Genomic DNA, 12,943 nt, shown 5'->3' with positions numbered 1-12,943 from the left:
TTACTGGGGCGCGTCAGCCGACCAGAGTTTTTCCAGATTGTAGAAGGCGCGCACTTCCGGGCGGAAGATGTGGACGATGATGTCGCCGGTATCAACCAGAACCCAATCGCCGGCATCCTTGCCTTCAACACGGATATTGTGCTTGCCGGCATTGCGCAGCTTGCCCAGCAATTGCTCGGCAATGGCGTTAACGTGACGGTCGACGCGGCCGGTGGTGACCACCATGCCATCGGCCATGGCCGAGCGGCCTTCAAGGTTGATGGCCACGGTGTTCTCGGCCTTTGCATCATCGAGCGCCGACAGGATCAATTGCATGAGCGGAGCGGCCGGACCTTCGAATACGATCGGCGCCTGGACGTTGATCGGGGTGACAACGAGCTTGGGTGCTGCCACCTTTTTGGGCGCAGCAACTTTCTTCGGTGCGACTTTCTTGGCCGCAGCTTTTTTAGGTGCGGGCTTTTTGGCCGCGATCTTTTTTGGCGCGGCTTTCTTCGGTGCCAGCTTCTTGGCGGCAGCTTTCTTGGGCGCGGCCTTTTTAGGAGCAAGTTTCTTCGCAGCTGCTTTTTTAGCTGGGGCTTTTTTCGCTGGAGACTTTTTGACGAGCTTCTTCACGGCGGCCTTGGCCACCTTCTTCACAGCCTTTTTGGCCGCCTTTTTCGGAGCAGCCTTCTTCTTGGCTACTGGCTTGGTTTTCTTGGCGGCGGCCTTCTTGGCCTTCACGGGTTTCTTGCTCAGGGGGTCAATTCCTTTTCTGATATCGACTCATACTACCAAAATTTGGAAGCAGCATGAAACGGTTTTGCGACGGCCCGCAGCGCCGTGGAGCTTTCCTTGCGCAGCGGCATGGAGATGAAAACCCAACGCGGCGGGGCCTTAGAACCCAGCGCCTGGGGACGGTCTCCGGGGATGCGCTTGTGCTGATAGCGGATAGCGGCTTTGGAGCTCAAGGCCCGGATGGAATAGCCAGGCCTCGCCAGAACGGCGATCTGCATATCGCCCATGATCTCGGTCCATTGATACCAGCGGCTCAGGCTGCCCAGGCTGTCAGCGCCCATGATCCAAATGAACTCGGCGTCTGAATGCTGTTTCAACACGCGCAGGGTTTCCGCCGTGTAGCGGCTGCCGATCTGCTTTTCGATATCGGTGACCACGAAGCGCGGATGGTTGGCCATGAATTTGGTGAGTGCCATGCGTTCGGCATAGTCGCTGGTTTCAGCGCTGCTCTTCAGCGGGTTTTGCGGCGAGACTAGCCACCAGACCCAATCCAGCTGCAGCCGCTTCATGGCATAGAGGGCAACCTGTCTATGTCCCTCATGGGCCGGATTGAAGGAGCCGCCAAAAAGGCCGATGCGCTGTTGGGGGCCGTGGGGCGGCAGCTTCAGCATCAGGGCCTCGTCTGCCCGGTGCCGCGGATCTGATATTTGAAGGTGGTGAGCTGATCGACGCCTACGGGACCGCGCGCATGCATTTTGCCGGTGGCAATGCCGATTTCCGCCCCGAAGCCGAACTCGCCGCCATCGGCAAATTGCGTCGAGGCATTGTGCAGCACGATGGCGCTATCCACTTCGCGCAGGAACTTCTCGGCAGTGGCGCTGTCGGCGGTGATGATCGAGTCCGTGTGTCGTGAGCCGTATTTGGCAATGTGTGCGATGGCTGAGTCCACGCCGTCCACCACTTTCACCGAGACGATGGCATCGAGATATTCGGTAGACCAGTCTTCTTCCGAGGCGGGTTTCACAGCCTTGTCGGCGGCTTGCGTTTCGGCGTCGCCGCGCACTTCGCAGCCGGCATCAATCAAGGTGCGCAGGATCAGCTTCAAATCCTGGGCCGCAGCGGCGCGGTCAATCAGGATGGTTTCGGCCGAACCACACACGCCGGTGCGGCGCATCTTGGCATTGAGCACGATGGCTTTGGCCATTTCGAGATCGGCCGCCTTGTCGACATAGACATGGCAGATGCCTTCGAGGTGGCTGAACACGGGGACGCGGGCTTCGGCCTGCACGCGGGCGACGAGGCTTTTGCCGCCGCGCGGCACGATCAGATCGATTGTGCCGCCGAGGCCGGTCAACATTTCACCCACGGCGGCGCGGTCGGTGGTTTCGACCATCTGGATCGCGTCTTCGTTCAAGCCTACTTCCTTCAGCCCAGCGCGCAAGGCGGTGATGATGGCCTTGGATGATTCAAATCCATCGGAGCCGCCGCGCAGGATGGCGGCGTTGCCGGATTTGAGGCACAGGCCTCCGGCATCAGCGGTCACATTGGGGCGGCTTTCATAGATGATGCCGATCACGCCGATGGGCACAGCGACGCGACTGATCTCCATGCCATTGGGGCGGGTCCATTTGTCCTGTACGCGGCCGACAGGGTCTTTGAGTGCCGCGATTTCCTCTAGGCCGGTGGCCATGGCTTCGATGCGGGCGTCAGTCAAAGTGAGGCGATCGACGAAGGACGATTTCAAATCCTTGGATTTGGCGGCATTCAGGTCTTTGGCATTGGCAGCCAGAATGGTTTTTGCGTCTGCGCGAATGTGCTGCGCCATGGCGCGCAGGGCTGTATTCTTCTGCTCGGTTGAGGCCAGCGACAAATCCTTGGCGGCTCTCCGTGCTTTTGTTCCAAGATTAGAGATATCTTGAACTGTCATAGCATCACCAGATCGTCGCGGTGGACGATTTCATGGGTGGCTTCCGCGCCTAAAAGCTTTTCTACTTCAGATGATTTGAGGCCGACGATCTTTCGCGCATCCTCGGCATCATAGGCGACGAGGCCGCGCGCGAATTCCTCGCCACCGGTCACGATGCTGACCGTGTCGCCGCGTTCGAAATTGCCGGTCACATCCTTCACGCCGGCAGGCAGCAGGCTCTTGCCCTTGTCGAGCGCACCTTTGGCGCCTTCGTCAACGACCAGTCGGCCTACGGGTTGAAGCGTTCCTGCGATCCATTGTTTTCGCGCCTGTCTGGCATTGGCCTGCGCCACGAACCAGCTGCAGCGTTCGCCCTCGGTGATGCGTTTCAGGGGATGAAGTTCATGGCCGGAAGCGATGACCATGTGGCAACCGGCGGACAGTGCGATCTTGCCGGCCTCGATCTTGGTGATCATGCCGCCGGAGCCCACGCCGGAGACGGGCTTGCCGGCCATGGCTTCCACAGCGGGGGTGATCTCGGTCAATTCGGGGATGAAGGTGGCGCCCTTCTGGTTGGGCGGGGCGGAATAGAGCCCGTCAATGTCAGACAGCAGCACCAGCACATCGGCTGACATCATAGAGGCGACGCGTGCCGCCAAACGGTCATTGTCGCCATAGCGGATTTCAGAGGTTGCCACCGTGTCGTTTTCGTTGATCACGGGCACGGCACCCTGCGTCAGCAAGGTGGAGAGCGTGGCGCGGGCATTGAGATAGCGGCGGCGTTCTTCGGTATCAGTGAGGGTGACCAGCACTTGGGCGGCCACAATGTTGCGGGCACGCAGCGCCTCGGACCAGGCTTGAGCCAGCGCGATCTGGCCCACTGCGGCAGCGGCCTGGCTCTGTTCGAGTTTCAGCTTGCCCTTGGGGAGGCCCAAAGTGCGGCGGCCCAGAGCGATGGCCCCGGAAGAGACGAGGATGACATCGGCGCCTGCGACCTTGAGGTCGGCCAGATCATCGACCAGCGAATTCAGCCAGGAGGCCTTGATGGCCCCGGTCTTCTGATCCACCAGAAGCGCCGAGCCCACTTTCACCACGACCCTTTTGGCCTTGGAGAGGCGGGATGTCACGGCTTCCACTCCTCGGTGGTTACTCCGGCGGGGTCGGGCAGCTTTTCAGCGACGCGGGTTTTGCTGATGATGCCATAGAGCGCGTAATTCACCGCCTCGATATTCTTCTGGGCGGCGGCGGAGATCAGCAGCGGGGTTTTCTTCGTCTTGGTGGTGAAGGCCTTGAGCTTTTTCTCAAGTTCCTTCTCGGTCAGCGCATCGATCTTGTTGAAGGCGATGATTTCCGGCTTCTTGGCGAGGAAAGGCGAATAGGCCTTCAATTCGGTGCGGATGGTCTTGTAGGCACCTACCGGATCATCACCGGTCACGTCAATCAGATGCAGCAGCACGGCGCAGCGTTCCACATGGCCCAAAAAGCGCGTGCCCAGGCCAGCCCCTTCGGAAGCGCCTTCGATGAGGCCCGGAATATCGGCGATCACGAAGGAATTGGCACCGGCTTTGACCACGCCCAACTGCGGAATAAGGGTGGTGAAGGGGTAATCAGCAATCTTGGGCTTGGCGGCGGAGACCACCGACAGGAAGGTGGATTTGCCGGCATTGGGCAGGCCAACGATGCCTGCGTCTGCGATCAGCTTCATGCGCAGCCAGACCCAGCGCTCCTCGCCTTCGATTGCGGGGTTGGCGTGATAGGGCGAGCGGTTGGTGGCGGATTTGAAATAGTGGTTGCCGAAGCCGCCATTGCCGCCGCGGGCAATGCAGACGCGGTCTCCCGCCTTGGCGAGGTCAGCGATCAGGGTTTCATGGTCTTCCTCCAGCACCTCGGTGCCGACCGGGACTTTCAAGATCAAGTCCGGCGTATTGGCGCCGGCGCGCAGGCGGCCCATGCCGTGGCCAGCGGTGCGCACCTTGTAGTGCTGCTGGTAGCGGTAATCGATCAGGGTGTTCAGGCCGTCGGCGGCTTCCAGCCAGACATCGCCGCCCTTGCCGCCATCGCCGCCATCCGGGCCGCCATATTCGATGAATTTCTCACGGCGGAACGAGACAGCGCCTGCGCCGCCGTCGCCACTCCGCACATAGATTTTGCATTCGTCGAGAAATTTCATGCTGTGGCTCTTAGTTGGTTTTGCCTGAGGCGGGTATCGTTTTTCAGCAATGCGTTAGCAGCAGGGATGAGATTCCATTGCAATGCTTTTAAGCAATAGAGATAGCTTTTTATTCCTTTGTCTAGGATAGTCGATTTGCGGATGCGGCTGCCGCAGAATGGTAAAGAAATGGTTAAAGGCCATTTTGGAACCAACTTATTATGGACACATTTGCCCCGTTTACGGGCCTTCCTCCCGGACATCGGCGGTCTTGTGGGAACGCAACTGGGCACGAGGTCCAGCTGTGCCGCTAGAACTGTCTGAAACCACGAAAGGAATTTATACATGAAAACTACTCTCACGATTTCGCTGGCCGTTGCGGCTCTGTCTTTCGGCATGTTGGCCACCGGCGCTCAAGCCGCCGCCAAACATTCGCAACACAAGAAGCATCACGCCCACGCCGCCCGCATGCCGCAGGTGAGCCAGGCTACGCGCAATTCGGTGGTCAGCATGATCAAGTCGCAGGCCCCGCGTTATGGCGTTCCGACCTGGTTTGCGCTGCGCATTGCCAAGGTTGAATCGAACTACAACCCCCGTGTGACCGGCGGTGCCGGCGAAATCGGTGTGTTCCAGCTGAAGTGCCAGACGGCGCGCGGCATCGGCTATTCGGGCTCGTGTTCGGGCCTCTACAACCCGGCCACCAACGTTCAGTACGGCTTGCGTTACCTGTCGATGGCAGTGAAGTCGTCGCATGGCAATCTGCGCATGGCCGCTTCGAAGCATAATGGTGGCCTCGGCCGCAAGAGTATCGTTCCGCGTTACGTGGCCATGGTATTCTAAGCTTACAGCCATTTCCACGTCTCCGGCCGCGCAGTCATGCTGCGCGGCCTTCTTTTTGGGTGAACCAGCTGGCGGCGGTGAGCCTCAACCGCATCGCCGGCACATGCTTGTTCTGGGCCAGGCCGAAGGCGGCGTAGCTGCCGATTTCCTCAAAGCCCAGGCCGCGCAGCACGCGGCCTGAGCGCAGGTTGTCGGCGTGATAGCCGGCATGCAGCGCCTCAACGCCACCAGCGGTGAAGGCGTGATGCACCAGGGCAAAGGCCGCCTCGCTCATCAGGCCCATATGCCAGCAGCATTCGCGCAGCCAGTAGCCGAATTCCACGCGGGCATCTGCCCCATACACGTACGAGACCACGCCAATCAGCTCATCAGGAGCCGCCTTGAAGGCGATAGCGCAGACTTCTGAGCGCGGATCAAAGCTGCGCTGGGCTTTGATGAAGCCTTCGGCATCGGCCAAAGTATAGGGAAACGGCACCTTGGCCAGGTTGCGCGAGACGTTGATGTTGTTCAGCGCCTGCACCATCGCCAGTGCATCGTCATCTCTCAGGGGGCGAAGCAGCAATCGTCTTGTTTCGAGTTCCATGATGGCATTCCAAATGAAAAAACGGAGAGGTGGTTTCCCATCTCTCCGTTCAATCTGAACTGCCGGACCCGATGGGCGGCAGCTATGTCACTGCCATATTTATTCAGCGGCCTTTGCCGGTACAACCGATACGAGTTGGCGGCCATTTTTCGTGCCACGGAACTCAACGGTGCCTGCAACTTTGGCGAACAAAGTGTGATCCTTGCCCATGCCAACGCCAGCGCCCGCGTGCACTTTCGTGCCGCGCTGGCGGATAATAATGTTGCCGGCGATCACAGATTCGCCGCCAAAAGTTTTGACGCCCAAGCGGCGGCCTGCAGAGTCGCGGCCGTTACGGGACGAGCCACCAGCTTTTTTATGTGCCATGGGTCTTACTCCTTGTCCTTGGCGCGGGCTTTGTCGGTTTTGGCGCGCGGTGGCTTGCCGGCCATCAATTCCTTGGCCTGTTCAATCCATTCTTCGCGGCCAACACGGCCAGCCTGCTTGATTTCGGTTTCGATGCGCGTGACGTCTTCCGGCGTCCAGGCAGCGATCTGAGCATAAGTCGTGATGCCCATGGCCGCCAGTTCCTTGCGGATCTTCGGGCCAATGCCGCCGATCAGCGAAATGTCGTCGCCACCTTCAGCAGCTTCAGCCTTTTTCGGCTTGGCGGCGGCCTTGGGGGCAGCGCCTTCAGCAGCAACTGGCTTGGCAGACTTGGCTTTCGCAGCGGGTTTGGCACCACCGGTGAGGATTTCAGTGATCGTCACCGAAGTCAGGTCCTGGCGGTGGCCGTTGCGGCGGCGATAATGCTTGCGGCGGCGCTTCTTGAAGATGATCAAATGCGGGCCATGGCCCTGCTTTTCGATCTCGGCCACAACAGTGGCACCAGCAACCAGCGGCGCGCCAATGGCAACATCCGCACCGTTGCCGACCATCAGCACTTCGGTGAATTCAACCTGATCGCCAGCTGCGCCTTCGAGCTTCTCGATCAAAATCTTGTCGTTTGCGGCAACTTTATACTGCTTGCCGCCAGTCTTGATAACTGCGTACATAATCTTACGTCCTGTTTCCCGCGCCCTGTGGAGCCTCTTCCAAGCCCATGAAAGAAGAGGTCTTTTTCAAATCAGCCAAAGCTGTTTGGGTTGCCCTCGGGCAGCGCATTGACCCTCCAGACAGGGTTTCCCGTCAGAAGGCTGGGTTCCTCTGAGCGATTAAGGGCAAAAAGTCAAGCGTTTCAGGCCCGAAAACTAGTCCGTTTCGTGCGCGGTTTCTTCCGCCTTGCGCTGTTCGCGGTAGATCATCAGCACGCGGTTCACCTCGCCGCCGAAGATCAACGCCAGGCCGGCCTGGTAGATCAGGAACATCGTGGCAAACAGGCCGGACAGCGAGGCATAGGTTGAGGCGAAACTGTTGAAGTGCTGCAAGTACCAGCCGAAGCCCGCGGTGATTGCGACCCAGACCACGACAGTGGTCAGGATGCCGGGGAGCACATCGCGGCGCACCAGGATGCGGTTGGGCAGGAAGCGATGCGCGACCAATAGGCCGAACAGCAGGATGAGCACAGCCAGAGGCACGCGGATGGGTTCCAGGGTGTTGAAATGGATCTGCCATTGCGGGGCGTAGGTGTTGATGAATTGGTCCAGCGCCGGGATCACCACCAGAAGGCCGGAGAAAGCCAGCATCCAGACTGCACCGCCGATCACGAAAATCACATCGATCAGCAGGATCAGCCAAACGGGGCGGGTTTCGGTGACGCCGTAAGCGCGGTTGAGGCCGATGCGCACCGAATCCACGCCGCCCATGGCGCTCCAGATGGTGAGCAAGGCCGCGAGACTTAGAAGCCCGGTGCGGGGCACGGTGAGGATCGAGCGGATTTCGCCCGCGAAGGGTTTGACCAAATCCTCCGGCGCCACGCCCAGAAGAAAATTCACGATGGTGCTGACAAGATCCTCGCTGCCGAAAAAGCCCGCAAGACTGGTGGCGAAGATCAAAAAAGGAAACAGCGAGAAGATCATGCGGAAGGTGAAGTTGCCCGCCAGAGGAATGGCCTCATCCGCAAACAGCCGCTTGAGCGCCTCGCCAAAGAGTGTCAAGAGCGACGGCTTCACCTGATCCATAGGCTCTATTTGCCCATGACTTCCGCATCTGCCAAGTCTCTTGTTGTCAGCTCCGCGCCGGCTGTGTTCGTCGTGCTGTGGGCGACGGGCTTTGTGGTGGCCAGGCTTTCAGCCGGGCATGTGGCGCCCGTGTGGTTTCTGGCACTGCGGTTTCCGCTGGCCGGATTGTTCATGCTGGGGCTCGCACTGGTGCAGCGCGCTGCTTGGCCCAATGCGCGAGGGGTATTTCATGCCTTTGTGGCGGGGGCCTTGCTGCATGGGCTTTATCTAGCGCCAATTTACTGGGCGGTGGCCAATGGCTTGCCGGCCGGTGTGTCGGCCTTGATTGTGGGGTTGCAACCGCTGCTGACTAGTTTTCTCGCCAGCTGGATGCTGGGCGAAAAGCTGGCACCTAAGCATTGGCTGGGCCTGTTGGTGGGATTGATCGGCATCGTGCTGGTGATCGCGCCGAAGCTGCAATTCGCACATCTGGGCGGGATCACGCCGCTGACAGCTGGGCTTTCGGTGTTTGGCGCTTGTGCGATTTCGCTGGGCTCGGTCTATCAGAAGAAATTCGCCAGCCACATTCCTTTGGCCACCGGTGGTGTGTGGCAATATGTGGGGGCCAGTCTTGTCACTTTGGTGATCTCGCTGCTGCTGGGCGATTTCATGTTCGATCACAGCGTGGAAGCATGGACGGCACTGGCCTGGGCCGTGCTGGTGCTTTCGGTGATTTCAATCCTGCTGCTGATGATGCTGATCAACCAGGGCGAAGTGAGCCGCGTGTCGGGGCTGATCTTCCTGGTGCCTGCGGTGTCATCACTGATGACGTTTGTGTTGTTCGGCGAAACGCTGACGCTGGTTCAGCTGATCGGCATGGCCGTGTGCGCGGGTGCGGTGCTGATTGTGAACCGGGCTTAGTTCTCGCACCTCCCCACCCGTTCGTCATTCCCGCGAAGGCGGAAACCCAGCTTCTTCTCACAAGCTCGTTGTCAAACAAGCTGGGCCCCTGCCTTCGCAGGGGTGACGGAAATTAAAATGAAACTGAGTTCAAGACTTACTACGCAGCCAGACGATGGCGAGCACGATCAGGATGGCTGCGAACTGAAGCCCCACGCGCCAGCGCATCAGGTTCTGGCTGCGGCTGGCTGAGCCGCCGCGCATCATGTTGAACAGGCCCAGTACGAGCACGATGAAGACGGCACCGAGGGCTACGGCGATGATGAGATTGCTGGTCATTGGTCCGACATCTTAGCAACAAACCAGTCCAGCATCCGCTGCGGCATAATGCGCCGCGCCACACCCATGATATGGGTGGGGATGGTTACATAATAATGCGCGCGCGGGCGTTTGGCTTCCAGCGCATGGATCAGCTTTTCCAGAACGGCTTCCGGGCCAAGCTTGAAGCGGCCTGAACCGCCGCGCCCCAGACGCGCGCGCTGGCGGGCATAGGCTTCGGTATAATGCGATTTGGTTTCGTCGATGTTGCTCTCGAAAGCCTTCATCGCACTTTCCACAAAGCGCGACTGGATGGGGCCGGGCTCAATCGTCGAGACGAAAATGCCGGAGCCTTGCAGCTCAAGGCGCATTGTGTCGCTCAGGCCTTCGATAGCGAATTTCGAGGCGTTATAGGCGCCGCGCCATTTCATCGCGACGATGCCCAACACCGAAGAACATTGCACGATCCGGCCTGTGCCATGCGCGCGCATCAAGGGCAAGCAGAGCGTGGCCAATTCATGCCAGCCGAAGAAATTGGACGCGAATTGTTTCTCCAGCACGGCGCGGGGCAAATCCTCCACCGCGCCCACCTGGCCATAAGCGCCATTGTTGAACAGGGCGTAGAGCGTGCCGCCTGTACGGTTGGAAATGTCCTTCACGGCGGCTTTGAGCGAAGCGCTGTCAGCATAGTCAATCACCAGAACTTCAAGGCCTTCGGCCTCCAGGCGCTTCTTGTCGCCCAAATTGCGTACCGTGGCGAAGACGCGCCAGCCCCGGCTTTTTAACCCATGCGCGCAGGCATAGCCAATGCCGGACGAACAACCGGTGATGAGTATGGTTTTCTCGCTCATGCATGCCGCCCCAAATCAGCCCAGATTTCCGTGTGTACAGCGGATCATCCATTTGGCAAGTTGTTAACAATTGACGTGTGATTTACCGGGCATGACGTTCAAGACAAAAATTCTCTTCACGGCACTTTGTGCCAGTTTCGTTTTCTCCACCGCAGCGCGGGCTGAAGACCCGGTTTCGCTGGGCAAATCCGATGATTGGGAGGCTTTCACCTATCATCAGGATGGCGCACCCGTGTGCTATGTGATGTCAGCACCGAAGAAATCCGAATCTGACAAGAAGAATGCCAAGCGCGACCCGGCCTATTTCATGATCACGCATTTTGCGGGCAAGAAAGTGAAGGGGCAGATTTCCACCAACATAGGCTATGCCTTCAAGGAAAGCTCGATCGTGAACCTCAAGGTCGATGCCCAGAATTTCGAGCTTTATACCAATGGCGATTCCGCCTGGGCCGCCGATGCCAACACCGAAGTCAAGGTGGTGAAGGCGATGAAGACGTCCAAGTCCAGCACCTTTACCGTGGCCGGCACCAGCTTCCGCGGCACGCAGACGGTGGACACTTATTCCCTCGCTGGCATTGACCAAGCGCTGGCGAAGATCGATACCACTTGCAAATGACACTGATCCGGCTGGCCGTTGCGGCGCTGCTTACTCTGGCTTTCGCGGCTTCGGCCTCGGCGGAATGCAAAGGCATGTCGCGTGACGGGCAGAATTACACGGTCTGCACGTTCGATACGCGCAAGGAAAAAATCTCGATCTTTAATCTCGACGGCAATGGCCAGCCTTACGGCAGTTTCCTCAGCCTTGAGCGCGGGCTGGAAGCGCAGGGACAAAAGTTGTGGTTTGCCATGAATGGCGGCATGTTCGGCAACGACCTGAAGCCCGTTGGCCTTTACGTTGAAGGCGGAAAGGTGCTGCACAAGATCAACCGCCGCAATGGCGCGGGCAATTTCCACATGAAGCCCAATGGGGTGTTTTATGTGGCCGGCCAAAAGGCTGGCGTGATGGAGAGCGACGCTTTCATCAAGAGCGGCATCAAGCCCGATTATGCCACACAATCCGGGCCGATGCTGGTGATCAATGGTGCCATCCATCCGAAAATTTCGGCCAGCGGTACGTCGATGAAGATCCGCAATGGCGTGGGCATGATTGATGATCATACGATTGCCTTCGTGATCAGCGATGGGTTTGTCACTTTCCATGAATTTGCTGCCCTTTTTCTGGACGGGCTGAAATGCAAGAATGCGCTGTTCCTGGATGGCTCGGTTTCGAGTCTTTATGCGCCGGAAATCGGGCGCAGTGATTTCCTCGCACCGCTCGGGCCTATGGTGGCGGTGACAGCGGCGCAATAAGCCCCTATATGGGCCCCAATGGTTACACTTTTGAAATCAGCGGAACCTGTTGCCGCCTCCTATATCCCCAATGACACGCGCCGTTCGCTGGTCGGGCTGTCCCGCGAACAGTTGACGGAAATCCTGGGCGAAGTCGGCGTGCCGGAGAAGCAGCGCCGCATGCGCATGCGCCAGCTGTGGCATTGGATCTATAATCGCGGCTATACCGAATTTTCGCGGATGACGGATATCTCGAAAGATATGCAGCGCAAGCTGGATGAGATGTTCGTGATCGGAAGGCCCGAAGTGGTGACCGAGCAGATTTCATCCGATGGCACGCGCAAATGGCTGCTGCGCCTGGCCCCTGATGAGCGCGGCCAGCGGCATGAGATCGAAACGGTTTACATTCCGGAAGAAGACCGCGGTACCTTGTGCATTTCGTCACAAGTCGGCTGCACGCTCACTTGCACCTTCTGCCACACCGGCACGCAGAAGCTGGTGCGCAATTTGACGGCGGGCGAAATCGCCGGGCAGATCATGCTGGCGCGCGACAAGATCAAGGATTGGCCGGCGGACCTTGAAGCCAATCCGCAGCCGCCGTCTTCAGGCCGCTATGTCACCAATGTGGTGCTGATGGGCATGGGCGAGCCGCTCTATAATTTCGACAATGTGAAGGGTGCAATCGACATTGCCTCGGATGGCGAGGGCCTGTCGCTGTCGAAGCGCCGCATCACGCTGTCCACGTCCGGCGTGGTGCCGGAGATTGTGCGCGCCGGTGATGAGATCGGTTCGTCGCTGGCGATTTCGCTGCACGGTACGACGGATGAGGTGCGTAACAAGCTGGTGCCGCTGAACAAGAAATATCCAATCAAGGAATTGCTGGAGGCCTGCCGCAACTATCCGGGCTCATCCAACGCGCGCCGCATCACGTTTGAATATGTGATGCTGAAGGGTGTGAATGATACGAAGGAAGACGCCAAGCGGCTGGTGCAGTTGCTGAAGGGCATTCCGGCGAAGGTGAATCTCATACCATTCAACCCCTGGCCGGGCACGGCGTATGAGTGCAGCGAGTGGGATGTGATCGAGGCCTTTGCCGAGATCCTGAACAACGCCGGCTATGCCAGCCCGGTGCGCACGCCGCGCGGCAGGGATATCATGGCCGCATGTGGCCAGCTGAAAAGCGAGAGCCAAAAAGTGCGTGCCAGCGAGCGGACGAAGGCGGAAGCGTCGCTTTAAGCGGGGTTGTGGCGGGCTTTGAAGGCTGGTATCGACGCG

16 protein-coding genes are annotated in these 12,943 nt (G+C 59.0%); 5 read left to right on the top strand and 11 right to left on the bottom strand.

What is annotated here, in order from left to right; genetic code table 11:
• The 5 genes from rsfS to obgE are packed head-to-tail and all read right to left on the bottom strand — an operon-like array spanning nt 1 to nt 4,790.
• On the bottom strand, nt 1-720 hold the full coding sequence (gene rsfS, locus F8B91_RS17095; RefSeq protein WP_348641803.1) for a ribosome silencing factor: 720 nt from the start codon (nt 718-720) through the stop codon (nt 1-3).
• 47 nt (nt 721-767) lie between these two features.
• Complete coding sequence (locus tag F8B91_RS14500) at nt 768-1,385, bottom strand: nicotinate-nucleotide adenylyltransferase (protein ID WP_196504560.1); 618 nt, start codon at nt 1,383-1,385, stop codon at nt 768-770.
• Nucleotides 1,385-2,641 (bottom strand): glutamate-5-semialdehyde dehydrogenase, encoded by a 1,257-nt coding sequence (locus tag F8B91_RS17145; protein WP_196504559.1) that lies wholly within the window; start codon nt 2,639-2,641, stop codon nt 1,385-1,387. Before F8B91_RS17145 ends, F8B91_RS14500 begins: the two co-directional genes overlap by 1 nt.
• A complete protein-coding gene (gene proB / locus F8B91_RS17140; RefSeq protein WP_432432042.1) occupies nt 2,638-3,747 on the bottom strand; it encodes a glutamate 5-kinase in 1,110 nt (369 codons plus the stop codon). The genes F8B91_RS17145 and proB overlap by 4 nt, the downstream gene beginning before the upstream one ends.
• On the bottom strand, nt 3,744-4,790 hold the full coding sequence (obgE, locus tag F8B91_RS14485) for a GTPase ObgE (protein ID WP_196504557.1): 1,047 nt from the start codon (nt 4,788-4,790) through the stop codon (nt 3,744-3,746). Before obgE ends, proB begins: the two co-directional genes overlap by 4 nt.
• Nucleotides 4,791-5,114: 324 nt before the next feature.
• Between obgE and F8B91_RS14480 the strand changes: the two genes are divergently transcribed.
• Nucleotides 5,115-5,609 (top strand): lytic transglycosylase domain-containing protein, encoded by a 495-nt coding sequence (locus tag F8B91_RS14480; RefSeq protein ID WP_196504556.1) that lies wholly within the window; start codon nt 5,115-5,117, stop codon nt 5,607-5,609.
• 34 nt (nt 5,610-5,643) lie between these two features.
• On the opposite strand, the gene F8B91_RS14475 is transcribed toward F8B91_RS14480, so the two are convergent.
• The 4 genes from F8B91_RS14475 to F8B91_RS14460 form a co-directional block, all read right to left on the bottom strand.
• Nucleotides 5,644-6,192 (bottom strand): GNAT family N-acetyltransferase, encoded by a 549-nt coding sequence (locus tag F8B91_RS14475; RefSeq protein ID WP_196504555.1) that lies wholly within the window; start codon nt 6,190-6,192, stop codon nt 5,644-5,646.
• Between the two features lie 99 nt (nt 6,193-6,291).
• Nucleotides 6,292-6,558, bottom strand: coding sequence for a 50S ribosomal protein L27 (gene rpmA / locus F8B91_RS14470; RefSeq protein ID WP_196504554.1), 267 nt, complete (start codon nt 6,556-6,558; stop codon nt 6,292-6,294).
• 5 nt (nt 6,559-6,563) lie between these two features.
• On the bottom strand, nt 6,564-7,226 hold the full coding sequence (locus F8B91_RS14465; protein WP_196504553.1) for a 50S ribosomal protein L21: 663 nt from the start codon (nt 7,224-7,226) through the stop codon (nt 6,564-6,566).
• A gap of 195 nt (nt 7,227-7,421) precedes the next feature.
• On the bottom strand, nt 7,422-8,291 hold the full coding sequence (locus F8B91_RS14460; protein ID WP_196504552.1) for a YihY/virulence factor BrkB family protein: 870 nt from the start codon (nt 8,289-8,291) through the stop codon (nt 7,422-7,424).
• 15 nt (nt 8,292-8,306) lie between these two features.
• Here F8B91_RS14460 and F8B91_RS14455 point away from each other — a divergent pair, with 15 nt between their 5' ends.
• Entirely contained in the window at nt 8,307-9,191 is an 885-nt protein-coding gene (locus F8B91_RS14455; protein WP_196504551.1) for a DMT family transporter, read from the top strand.
• Between the two features lie 129 nt (nt 9,192-9,320).
• On the opposite strand, the gene F8B91_RS14450 is transcribed toward F8B91_RS14455, so the two are convergent.
• Together F8B91_RS14450 and F8B91_RS14445 are read right to left on the bottom strand one after the other, a co-directional pair.
• On the bottom strand, nt 9,321-9,509 hold the full coding sequence (locus F8B91_RS14450) for a twin transmembrane helix small protein (protein WP_196504550.1): 189 nt from the start codon (nt 9,507-9,509) through the stop codon (nt 9,321-9,323).
• A complete protein-coding gene (locus tag F8B91_RS14445; protein ID WP_196504549.1) occupies nt 9,506-10,339 on the bottom strand; it encodes an SDR family oxidoreductase in 834 nt (277 codons plus the stop codon). Before F8B91_RS14445 ends, F8B91_RS14450 begins: the two co-directional genes overlap by 4 nt.
• 91 nt (nt 10,340-10,430) lie before the next feature.
• Here F8B91_RS14445 and F8B91_RS14440 point away from each other — a divergent pair, with 91 nt between their 5' ends.
• From F8B91_RS14440 to rlmN, 3 genes are read left to right on the top strand one after another with little or no spacing between them, the layout of a single operon-like run.
• Nucleotides 10,431-10,955: an invasion associated locus B family protein gene (locus F8B91_RS14440; RefSeq protein ID WP_196504548.1), complete on the top strand. Its 525-nt coding sequence runs from the start codon at nt 10,431-10,433 to the stop codon at nt 10,953-10,955.
• The gene (locus F8B91_RS14435) at nt 10,952-11,689 is read left to right on the top strand and encodes a phosphodiester glycosidase family protein (protein WP_196504547.1); all 738 of its coding nucleotides are present in this window, start codon (nt 10,952-10,954) and stop codon (nt 11,687-11,689) included. Before F8B91_RS14440 ends, F8B91_RS14435 begins: the two co-directional genes overlap by 4 nt.
• 18 nt (nt 11,690-11,707) lie before the next feature.
• A complete protein-coding gene (rlmN, locus tag F8B91_RS14430) occupies nt 11,708-12,904 on the top strand; it encodes a 23S rRNA (adenine(2503)-C(2))-methyltransferase RlmN (RefSeq protein ID WP_196504546.1) in 1,197 nt (398 codons plus the stop codon).
• Nucleotides 12,905-12,943 lie beyond the last annotated feature (39 nt).

Origin of the sequence: Aestuariivirga litoralis (assembly GCF_015714715.1) — a bacterium.
GTDB classification, from domain to species: Bacteria; Pseudomonadota; Alphaproteobacteria; order Rhizobiales; family Aestuariivirgaceae; genus Aestuariivirga; species Aestuariivirga litoralis_A.
This window is presented reverse-complemented; position numbering and strand designations above follow the sequence as displayed.

Bases quoted from the DNA above. Each gene is read 5' to 3' on its own strand.
- F8B91_RS14440 (WP_196504548.1), top strand. From the start codon at position 10,431: ATGACGTTCAAGACAAAAATTCTCTTCACGGCACTTTGTGCCAGTTTC.
- F8B91_RS14445 (WP_196504549.1), bottom strand. From the start codon at position 10,339: ATGAGCGAGAAAACCATACTCATCACCGGTTGTTCGTCCGGCATTGGC.
- rlmN (WP_196504546.1), top strand. From the start codon at position 11,708: ATGGTTACACTTTTGAAATCAGCGGAACCTGTTGCCGCCTCCTATATC.
- F8B91_RS14455 (WP_196504551.1), top strand. From the start codon at position 8,307: ATGACTTCCGCATCTGCCAAGTCTCTTGTTGTCAGCTCCGCGCCGGCT.
- F8B91_RS14465 (WP_196504553.1), bottom strand. From the start codon at position 7,226: ATGTACGCAGTTATCAAGACTGGCGGCAAGCAGTATAAAGTTGCCGCA.
- obgE (WP_196504557.1), bottom strand. From the start codon at position 4,790: ATGAAATTTCTCGACGAATGCAAAATCTATGTGCGGAGTGGCGACGGC.
- F8B91_RS14480 (WP_196504556.1), top strand. From the start codon at position 5,115: ATGAAAACTACTCTCACGATTTCGCTGGCCGTTGCGGCTCTGTCTTTC.
- rpmA (WP_196504554.1), bottom strand. From the start codon at position 6,558: ATGGCACATAAAAAAGCTGGTGGCTCGTCCCGTAACGGCCGCGACTCT.
- F8B91_RS14475 (WP_196504555.1), bottom strand. From the start codon at position 6,192: ATGGAACTCGAAACAAGACGATTGCTGCTTCGCCCCCTGAGAGATGAC.
- F8B91_RS17145 (WP_196504559.1), bottom strand. From the start codon at position 2,641: ATGACAGTTCAAGATATCTCTAATCTTGGAACAAAAGCACGGAGAGCC.
- F8B91_RS14450 (WP_196504550.1), bottom strand. From the start codon at position 9,509: ATGACCAGCAATCTCATCATCGCCGTAGCCCTCGGTGCCGTCTTCATC.
- F8B91_RS14460 (WP_196504552.1), bottom strand. From the start codon at position 8,291: ATGGATCAGGTGAAGCCGTCGCTCTTGACACTCTTTGGCGAGGCGCTC.
- F8B91_RS14435 (WP_196504547.1), top strand. From the start codon at position 10,952: ATGACACTGATCCGGCTGGCCGTTGCGGCGCTGCTTACTCTGGCTTTC.
- F8B91_RS14500 (WP_196504560.1), bottom strand. From the start codon at position 1,385: ATGCTGAAGCTGCCGCCCCACGGCCCCCAACAGCGCATCGGCCTTTTT.